The organism is Hydrocoleum sp. CS-953, assembly GCF_002260545.1.
Taxonomy (GTDB): domain Bacteria; phylum Cyanobacteriota; class Cyanobacteriia; order Cyanobacteriales; family Microcoleaceae; genus Trichodesmium.
This window is the reverse complement of record NZ_LGSU01001341.1, coordinates 1-10,345: the sequence shown is the minus strand read 5'-3', so window position 1 is coordinate 10,345 and position 10,345 is coordinate 1. Positions and strand designations below refer to the sequence as shown.

Here is a 10,345-nt window from a genome sequence, read left to right as displayed (position 1 = left end):
GAAGTTTTTGATAAAGTAAAAGCTTTTGAAGTAGGAGGAATAGACTATATAACTAAGCCTTTTCAAGAACAAGAAGTTTTAGCCAGAATCAAAAGTCAGTTAACAATTAAAAAACAAAAACAACTATTAGAAGCAGAAGGAAAATTATTAAAAATAGAACAAGATAATCTTAAAGCAGAAATTAGACAACGCAAAGAAGCAGAAGCTATTTTATATCAATCTAGGGCTTTAATTTCTAGCATTTTAAATTCTGCTCTTGAAAAAATTGTCCGAAAATAATCAACCCAGATTAAAAGTGAAAAAATGTATATAACCCAATCCAACTACTAATTTCTCAAGGTTAAAGTCAAAACTCATTTATCCTCCAAAAATTTTTAGTTGTAATTTATTGCTCCTACAAAGTCAAACAACCCCTAACCATTCCATAATATTTGTAGCTAAAATCTAATAAATATTATCATAGAAAAAATATGCTAATTGATTGCTGATTATGAATCATCGCATCAATCCTCACAACCAAAATCCGGAAGATGGTGACAAGCAAATTGTCAGCCAAAATGAGACAATAGGAGCCTATGCCCATTGTCCACCTATACTCAAAGAACGCTATCAGACCATCAAACCTTTAGGTGAAAGTGTCTGGAGTCGTACATTTCTAGCCATTGACCAAGACAAACCTTCTAAACCACCTTGTATTATTAAAGAATTTGTCAACCTAGACGACAGAAAAGACCTAGTTTTTCAAGGTCAAGAAATTATCCCGACATTTAGCTGTGACCCAGTACAGCTAGACAAAATCGGTAAACATCCCCAAATTCCGGAGCTATTAGCATCTGTAGAACATGATGGCCACCGTTATTTAGTACAAGAATATATTGAAGGCCGGAACCTGGCCACAGAACTTATAGAAGATGGTGTCTTTAATGAAAATAAAATTTGGCAAATATTGAATCAGTTGTTGCCAGTGTTGGAGTTTATCCATGACCATCACCTGATTCACGGAGATATTAAACCAGAAAATATCATTTGTCGGACAAAACCAGGCACAACTATTCCAGAATTTGTTTTAGTTGATTTTGGTGTTACCATTTCTGCTAATGGAGACCTACTATCAATAGGCAGTATTAATGGTTCCGCTGAATATGCTGCCCCAGAACAAACACAGGGGAAAATCTATCCCAACAGTGACATATATAGTTTAGGTGCAACTTGTCTGCATCTATTAACAATGGTTTCACCATTTGAACTATTTGATATCAAATCTGATAAATGGGTGTGGCGAGACTATTTGAAAGATCCAATTAGTCGTCATCTAGGTCGCATCTTAGATAAAATGGTGCAACGAGACCATCGTCAACGGTATCAGTCCGCAGCCGAAATTATTAAAGATATCAAGTACGGACCCACACCAGTAGATGTCATCCTGCAAAAACCAAAGTGGAGTGTAACTGTTTGGGGAGCAGCAGCGATCGCTCTATTATCATTAGTTATTAGTTCTCGCGTACCATCTCCCCAAACTCAATCATCACTTTCTGATTTATCAGAAACGCCCACTATTGTAGAGCGAGAGCCATATTTAGTTAAGCCATATGTACCCAAGCCCGAAACAGATGAGTACACAACTAAACTCCCGCCGCTACCACCATCTACAGGAATACTAGACCAACTTTCCCCACTCCGAACTTTAGCAACAACTTCAGGTCCGGTTTGGTCGATCGCAACCAGCCCAGATGGTCGCATTGTTGCGAGTGGCAGTACAGATGGGGGTATTCAACTGTTACATTTACGCAGTGGGCAAAATTTAGNCCCGCCGCTACCACCATCTACAGGAATACTAGACCAACTTTCCCCACTCCGAACTTTAGCAACAACTTCAGGTCCGGTTTGGTCGATCGCAACCAGCCCAGATGGTCGCATTGTTGCGAGTGGCAGTACAGATGGGGGTATTCAACTGTTACATTTACGCAGTGGGCAAAATTTAGGTACATTATCAGGACATGACGGACCTATATGGTCTGTTGCTATAACTCCAGATAGTCGCACCCTAGTTAGTGCTAGTGGTGACAGTACAATTAAAATTTGGGATCTTTACACTGGTAGATTGAAAAATACCTTGTATGGTCATCTGAAAGATGTTTTCTCTGTCGCTATTAGTCCTGATGGCAATACGATCGCCAGTGTCAGCAAAGATAAAACCATAAAAATTTGGGATATTAATAGTGGTTTACTATTGTATACTCTTTATGGGCATTTAGATGAAGTGCAGTCTGTTGTCTTCAGTCCTAATGGTCAAACCTTAGCTAGTGGTAGTAATGATGGTACTGTCAAAATATGGAATTGGCGTTATGGTAGACTACTACGCACACTAAAGGGTCATAGTGGACCTGTATGGTCTGTCGCTATTAGTCCTGATGGTAATACCTTAGCTAGTGGTAGCTGGGATAATACGATTAAACTTTGGGATCTAAATACTTACCACCGACAAATAAGTAGGCGTTCTCAACGTACTTTAATAGGTCATTCAGAAAAAGTGCAATCTCTTCAGTTTAGCCCTGATGGTAACACCTTGGCTAGTGGAGNGGGTCATAGTGGACCTGTATGGTCTGTCGCTATTAGTCCTGATGGTAATACCTTAGCTAGTGGTAGCTGGGATAATACGATTAAACTTTGGGATCTAAATACTTACCACCGACAAATAAGTAGGCGTTCTCAACGTACTTTAATAGGTCATTCAGAAAAAGTGCAATCTCTTCAGTTTAGCCCTGATGGTAACACCTTGGCTAGTGGAGATTTTGGAGGTACAATTAAACTCTGGCAAATTCATACAGGTGGTTTAATGGGAACTCTCAAAGGACATTCCGCCTGGGTGAATTTAACTTTTGATTCTCAAGGCAAAACTTTAATTAGTGGTAGTTTTGATGACACAATTAAGCTGTGGCGTTTTTCTCCTTCGAGGTTCTAAAATTGTTTGGATGAAAATCACCTAATATTAGAGAATCACTTTTAGGGATGTTCTATGGAACATCCCTACAACAATTATAATTGTGGCTATCAATAGACATCTGGTGAATAAAGATATAGACTTTTTGCGCTTAGTAGGGAACAGGGGAATTTATTCTTACGAAAAAGATACGAAAAATGATTTTGTCTCTAAATTTTACGATTCTAGCTTATCTTATAATAAAGAGCAAGTTTATTTTCTGGAGAGGTCTAATAATTTTGGAACTGTCTTGATGAAGAATGATATCATATTATGTCCGCTGGTATCGTTTGTGCAAAAGTTGGAGAAATATTAACCATATTTAAGGTTTTTCCTTTTCTTCTTCCTTCTCTCCTAGATAATATGAGCCTTCTTCCTTACCTTCTCGCTTGCAATACCGATGCTACCGGACATAATATAACTCCTAAAAAACTACCTAATTATACCAATCCTACCAGATTTTATATCAGGAGGAAAAGAAGGAAAAAGTTTTTGGCATTGCTGAAACACGGTATGAAATTCCTANCTTACCTTCTCGCTTGCAATACCGATGCTACCGGACATAATATAACTCCTAAAAAACTACCTAATTATACCAATCCTACCAGATTTTATATCAGGAGGAAAAGAAGGAAAAAGTTTTTGGCATTGCTGAAACACGGTATGAAATTCCTAAATAGGGGTGTAACTCAGACCTATTATTTTCCCTCTTTAAGGCGCGGACAAAGCTCCTTTCTAGCTCCTGACTCCTGACTCCTGACTCCTGTAAAATAATACCTTTATTCAGCAACGCCAAGTTTTTTTGTTTCCCTTTCACGATATGTTTGCGCAGCATTCCGCAGGAAAACCCAAAGTGGAATGTCATTCTATGTATGCTCTTATCTGGATAAAGATGTAATGAAACTCAAAATATTAATAACAACTCTATTAGCTTCAGTAGCTTTTGCCACACCTGTAGTCGCATACACAAAATGGCAAGCACGAACTTTAAAACGCTCAAAAGAATGTTTTTATTGTAACCTTTCCAATATAAATCTCAGTAATTCTAATTATAAAAAAATGAACGTAACTGGGTCAGAATTAAAGAATGCTGACTTCTCTAATACAAATCTTGAAAAAGCCAATTTTACCAATACAGATTTAACAGAAGCAGAATTCGATAGTGCCAACTTACAAGAAGCTAACTTACAGAGGTCTATCCTCAAATCAGCTAACTTTTGGGGGGCAAATCTCCAGAAGGCCAATTTGCGCGGGGCTGATTTAACAGAGGCTGTTTTTTGGAATGCTGATTTAAGAGGGGCAGACTTACGGGACACTGATATTAGCAAAGCCAGCTTTATTGATGCCCAACTAAAAGGCGCAATCTTACCTGATGGTACTATATATCCTTATAGATAAGGGAGTAGGGAGTAGGGAGTAGGGAGTAGGGAGTAATACCATTTCTCAAAAACTTTTCTATATTTACTTGAGCAGGGGAGTAGGGAAGTAGGTAGGGACGTTTTCAGCTAAGAGCTGACATTAAACTTATAGGGAGGGCGACATGTTTGCGGAGCATTCCGGAACGGAAAACGCATTTTTGCCTATGCAACTTCCGTACAGAGAAGCAAACATAAGAATAATTAACATTAAACTAGCTAAAATCAGCCAAAAAATGATTCTGATTGTACCGAGCGGTTAATAACTGAAGTATCGCCCAAGTATAGCAATAATGCATGGGAATTGGTATAAAGGAGAAATAATTGATGATTTCTGTGGCGTGATTAGTTTTATTTTTTATGATTGGAGCAGCTTGCATATCTTCGATATCCCACACCTCCCAAACTTCCTAAACTCCCCACCCTCCCCAAACTTCCTAAACTTCCCATTCCTCCCCACACTCCCTACTCTCCTCCACATTGGAAATAGCATTAACTTTTGTACCCCTTTACCCTTACAATCTTAAAGAAAATATTATAATTTTTTTCAATTTCAACTTTAGTTCACTGTTTTATTACCTATAAATGCTATGGCTATTGGCTACCTCGCCTTTGTTCTTCACGCCCATCTCCCTTTTGTACGACATCCAGAAAGCGATTATGTCTTAGAAGAAGAGTGGCTATTTGAAGCAATTACCGAAACTTATGTCCCCCTAATCCAAATGTTTGAGGGGTTAAAGCGAGATGGTGTGGACTTTAAATTGACCATGAGTATCACACCACCTTTGGTGGCCATGCTGCGAGACCCTCTACTACAAGATCGCTATGAACACCACTTAAGCTTACTGGAAGAATTAGCAGAAAAAGAAATTGACCACAATACCCACAATGGTCATATCCGCTACCTTGCAGAACATTACGCCACTCACTTCAGCAATGTTCGAGAACTCTGGGAACGTTACGACCGTGACTTAATTACTGCATTTAAGCAGTTTCAAGACAGCAACAACCTAGAAATTATGACCTGTGGCGCTACCCACGGCTACTTCCCACTGATGAAAATGTACCCGGAGGCAGTCTGGGCACAAATCGAAGTTGCTTGTCAACATTATGAAGAAAACTTTGGCCGTCGTCCCAGAGGCATTTGGGTCCCAGAATGTGCCTATTATGAAGGTTTAGAGCGATTACTCGCTGATGCTGGTATACGTTACTTCTTAACAGATAGCCATGGTGTACTCTACGCTCGACCTAGACCTAGATTTGGTAGTTATGCCCCTATCTTTACAGAAACAGGAGTAGCTGTTTTTTCGAGAGACCATGAATCTTCTCAACAGGTTTGGTCTTCGCAAGTGGGATATCCAGGAGACCCAGAATATAGAGAGTTTTATAAAGATTTAGGCTGGGAAGCAGAATATGAATATATTAAGCCTTATATTATGCCTAATGGCCAGCGCAAGAATACAGGCATTAAATATCATAAAATTACAGGTCGTGGTTTGGGATTAGGAGATAAAGAACTTTACGACCCTTATTGGTCTAGAGAAAAAGCAGCAGAACACGCTGGTAATTTTATGTTTAATCGGGAACGCCAGGTTGAGCATTTATACCATATTATGGAGCGACTTCCAATTATTGTTTCTCCCTACGATGCTGAGTTGTTTGGTCACTGGTGGTATGAAGGGCCTTGGTTTTTGGATTTCCTATTTCGCAAAACTTGGTATGACCAAAGCACTTATCGGATGACTCATTTGGCAGATTATTTACAGAAACATCCCGAACATCAAGTTTGTCTTCCAGCACAGTCGAGTTGGGGATATAAGGGTTTCCATGAATATTGGCTTAATCATACTAATTCTTGGATTTATCCTCATTTACATCAGGCCGCAGAACGGATGGTTGAATTGGCGCGATATGAAGCACAAGATGAACTGGTACGAAGGGCTTTAAATCAGGCAGGCCGAGAATTATTGCTGGCTCAATCTTCTGACTGGGCGTTTATTATGAGTACGGGTACTATGGTCCCTTATGCTGTGCGGAGGACGCGATCGCATCTGAGGCGTTTTAATAAGCTTTATGACGAGATTCTACAGGGAAAGATTGACTCTGGTTGGTTGGAAAAGGTTGAGGCGATCGACAATATTTTTCCTGAAATTAACTATCAAGTTTACAGGCAACTTTCTTCAGTCAAAAAATAAAATTCAGACCTACTCAAGACTGTTAACAATAATTTTTTCTTTGCTCCTCTTTATTTCCAGGGGAGTTTTTTTTATCTTTATAGCGCTACGCGCTAGGGAATAGGGAATAGGGAATAGGGAATAGTAAACTGTCAAAGGGTTTTCTTAGGTCATACTGCGCAAACAAGATTTAGGAATGTCCTAACCTTAATGCGTAGCGCTATAATCATAGTATTTTATACCAAATTGATAAATTTTTGCTACAAATAGCTAGGGGAATTTTTAGAATTCAGGAGTCAGGAGTAATAATGAATTGCTTTAATATCATTTTTAGGCCGTAAATCATCTTTTTTTATTAAAGCGATTTCCTGCAAAATATTTTATCGGCTTTACTATTCGTAACATGATTTTTTTGAAATTGGTATTACTTCTTATGATTTTTATCCCTTGAATTTTCAAGTTTTTAATTAGGGCTTGCTGATTAAATATCAAAGTATTTACAGAGAAAGCTTTGAGCCTTTTTAGGTTGCTAAAAAGTACGCCTGTTTCACCTCTTAATGCACGGTTCCCGAAAAATCAAAAAGGAGCGTATTTTTAGCAAGAGTTGGGAAAAAAATTACTCCTGTACGGACGTTTCGCTGCGCGACATGTTTGCGGAGCATTCCGGAACGGAAAACGTATTTTTGTTATGCAACGTCCCTACTACTCCCCTACTCCCACGCTCCCCTACTCCTTAAAAAAGACTTTTTCAGCAAACCCTAATTAATTTGATCCTCCGCGCATTGGTTGTGACAGTTTTTATAATAGTTAATTTGACCTGAAAACATCAGCAAATTCTGACTCCTGACTCCTAACCGCCACTAAGATATGACAACCATGCAGGGGATTGCTATATTAATCATCTCAAATTATTAAAACAATGTAAATATTTATTACAAAAGACTATTTAGTAACAACAGATACAGAAATCTCTGTTAGTATAAAGATGAAAGGAAAAAAGCAACCCAAACATTAGTCAAGCAATCAAAGGAGAAAGTTTAGTATGTTGACTGAACTTCAAGCACGTTCCTTAATGGTCCATCATCACCATCTTGTCAAAAATCGTCAGCAGTCAATGCTGAACAGAGCGATATCTGAAGTGGGATTAGAAAGTAGTCACTACTGGGGTCATATTCAAGGAAAAGTACAGCCTACCTTTAGAAAAAATTATGAGCGCGGTCGTGCTTCCATGAGCTAATTGGCTTCCTTTTTTAGAATCAAATTTCATCTTTAACAAACAAAATTTAATCCAAAAGGAGAATTAAAACAATGGATATAGAAAATCAAGCTCGTGCATTAATGATGCGTCATCACAACCTCATTAAAAATCGTCAACAGTCAATGCTCAATCGTACTGCAAGCGAAGTTGGTGTAGAAGCAGATAACTATTGGGGCAATATTCAAGGAAAACCTCATCCTAGTTTTGTCACTACTTATGACCGTAGTCATGCTTCCATGAGTTAGAGTATTATCAAACTTCAAAAAAATTATCAAAAGCAAAAGTTAGCAATAGGAAAAATCAACAATGGATGTAAAAAATCAAGCTCGTGCATTAATGATGCGCCATCACAACCTCATTAAAAATCGCCAACAGTCTATGCTAAACCGTATGGCAACTGAAGTCGGTGTAGAAGCAGATAACTATTGGGGCAATATTCAAGGAAAACCTCATCCTAGTTTTGTCAACACTTATGATCGTAGTCATGCTGCTATGAGTTAGAAATATTTTGCGAATAATTGAATGATTTTTTTGACTCATATATTAAGTCGCAACTTCACTATTGTAGAAAAAGTTGCGACTAATTTTTTTCTCTAAAAAAGTAGCTATTTTCCCTGGGCAATAAAAGCCTGTTGTGCTGATGCAAAATATAATAATCAAGAAAAAGTGGCAGTTCGGAAGATGGCTGGTTTAATGGGAATTTCTGAGCAGATTGTAGAAGAAATTGAGGCAGTAATTATAGAAGAAGAGAAACTGAAGGATAAACGAAACGCTCTAGTTTATGATAGTAAGGTATTGTGGGAGTAGCTATAGCAGACACTAAGAAAATATCAAGAATCAACTTCTAACCTCTACCTTTTGCTATAATTGCCAGTCAGCACAATCATAAATAAAGGAAAGAAAAATGTCAGACTGGCAAGTAATAACTGGTGGAGTAACAGCTCCCAAAGGATATCGGGCAACAGGAATAATTGCCGGGTTAAAACCCTCCGGAGCAGCAGATTTGGCCTTAATTTTGTCAGATGTAGATGCGATCGCTGCTGGAGTCTTCACCACAACTCAAGTAAGAGCAGCTTGTGTAGATTATTGTCGCCAACGTTTAGAGGATAAACCAAGTGCTAGAGCAATTTTGTGTAACGCTGGACAAGCAAATGCTGCCACCGGAGATTTAGGTTGGCAGGATGCAGTGGAAAGTGCAACAGAATTGGGAAAAGCACTCAATATTTCTCCAGACTCAATTTTACTAGCCTCCACGGGAGTCATTGGGCAACGAATTAAAATGGATGCTCTTAAAGCAGCTATTCCTCAATTAATCTCTACAGTTTCCCCAGAAGGAGGGGAAGCAGCAGCACAAGCTATTGTCACCACAGATTTAGTTACAAAATCAATCGCTTTAGAAACACTGATGGGCGATCGCCCGGTTCGTATTGGTGGTATTGCTAAAGGTTCTGGAATGATTCATCCGAATATGGCAACAATGTTATCATTTGTTACCTGTGATGCAGCAGTTTCTCCTCCATTATGGCAAGAGATGTTAACCAGAGCAGTTAATCGCAGTTTTAATCAAATTACTGTTGATGGGGATACGAGTACCAATGATACAGTTATTGCTCTAGCAAATGGTCAGTCTCGCACATCTGCTATGACAAATATGGGAGCAGAAGCAGAAAAGTTGGAGGCAATGTTAACAGAAGTTTGTATTTATTTAGCAAAAGCGATCGCTCGTGATGGGGAGGGAGCAACTTGTTTGATAGAAGTTCAAGTTAATGGAACATCTGACGAAGCATCTGCTAATAAAATTGCCAAAACAATTGCCGGGTCTTCTCTAGTAAAATNCACATCTGCTATGACAAATATGGGAGCAGAAGCAGAAAAGTTGGAGGCAATGTTAACAGAAGTTTGTATTTATTTAGCAAAAGCGATCGCTCGTGATGGGGAGGGAGCAACTTGTTTGATAGAAGTTCAAGTTAATGGAACATCTGACGAAGCATCTGCTAATAAAATTGCCAAAACAATTGCCGGGTCTTCTCTAGTAAAATCAGCCATTTTTGGTCGAGACCCTAACTGGGGAAGAATAGCAGCAGCAGCAGGTCGTGCTGGAGTCAAGTTTGAGCAGGATAAGTTACAGGTAAAATTGGGAGACTTTTTGCTCATGGAGAATGGTCAACCTTTAGATTTTGACCGCGCTGCTGCTAGCGAATATTTGCAGCAGAGAGCAGCAGGAGAATATCTCAAGGATGATACTGTGGTAATTTCTGTCAAAGTTGGAGATGGTGTTGGTAGCGGGAAGGCGTGGGGATGCGACCTTAGTTATGACTATGTAAAGATTAATGCTGAGTACACTACTTGATATAGAAACATAAGATAGGACACGGATTTTTTTCATGTCAGTAACAACTGAAAAACTGGGCGTTGCTGAATTAAGGGATGAATGTAAGTGGGATGGGCATCCTGCCCGTCCGAAAATATAGAACCCCTAAGGGGATCTATTTAAAATTATAGATTGAGAGTAGGGGAG

The 10,345-nt window shown here is 38.9% G+C and carries 8 protein-coding genes and 4 pseudogenes; all 12 read left to right on the top strand.

Features of this window, described 5'->3' with window-relative positions; translation table 11 throughout:
* Positions 1–279, top strand: a pseudogene (locus tag AFK68_RS43850) (adenylate/guanylate cyclase domain-containing response regulator); the annotation flags it as partial.
* Positions 280–490: 211 nt separating this feature from the next.
* A pseudogene (locus AFK68_RS42570) lies at positions 491–1,805 on the top strand (protein kinase); the annotation flags it as partial.
* 26 nt (positions 1,806–1,831) lie between these two features.
* A pseudogene (locus AFK68_RS42565) lies at positions 1,832–2,579 on the top strand (WD40 repeat domain-containing protein); the annotation flags it as partial.
* 1 nt (position 2,580) lies between these two features.
* On the top strand, positions 2,581–2,962 hold a 382-nt coding region (locus AFK68_RS42560), incomplete at its 5' end, for a WD40 repeat domain-containing protein (protein ID WP_371357555.1).
* Positions 2,963–3,838: 876 nt separating this feature from the next.
* Complete coding sequence (locus tag AFK68_RS25190) at positions 3,839–4,378, top strand: pentapeptide repeat-containing protein (RefSeq protein ID WP_094676060.1); 540 nt, start codon at positions 3,839–3,841, stop codon at positions 4,376–4,378.
* 607 nt (positions 4,379–4,985) lie between these two features.
* The gene (locus tag AFK68_RS25185) at positions 4,986–6,590 is read left to right on the top strand and encodes a glycoside hydrolase family 57 protein (protein WP_094676058.1); all 1,605 of its coding nucleotides are present in this window, start codon (positions 4,986–4,988) and stop codon (positions 6,588–6,590) included.
* Positions 6,591–7,611: 1,021 nt separating this feature from the next.
* Entirely contained in the window at positions 7,612–7,806 is a 195-nt protein-coding gene (locus AFK68_RS25180) for a hypothetical protein (protein WP_094676056.1), read from the top strand.
* 71 nt (positions 7,807–7,877) lie between these two features.
* Entirely contained in the window at positions 7,878–8,072 is a 195-nt protein-coding gene (locus AFK68_RS25175) for a hypothetical protein (protein WP_094676054.1), read from the top strand.
* Between the two features lie 61 nt (positions 8,073–8,133).
* Positions 8,134–8,328, top strand: coding sequence for a hypothetical protein (locus tag AFK68_RS25170; RefSeq protein ID WP_094676052.1), 195 nt, complete (start codon positions 8,134–8,136; stop codon positions 8,326–8,328).
* Between the two features lie 165 nt (positions 8,329–8,493).
* Entirely contained in the window at positions 8,494–8,634 is a 141-nt protein-coding gene (locus AFK68_RS37330; RefSeq protein WP_168186649.1) for a hypothetical protein, read from the top strand.
* A 97-nt stretch (positions 8,635–8,731) separates the two neighbouring features.
* A pseudogene (argJ, locus tag AFK68_RS39745) lies at positions 8,732–9,662 on the top strand (bifunctional ornithine acetyltransferase/N-acetylglutamate synthase); the annotation flags it as partial.
* Between the two features lies 1 nt (position 9,663).
* The coding region (locus tag AFK68_RS39740; protein ID WP_210407613.1) for a bifunctional ornithine acetyltransferase/N-acetylglutamate synthase at positions 9,664–10,177 on the top strand (514 nt) is incomplete at its 5' end.
* Positions 10,178–10,345: the final 168 nt, after the last annotated feature.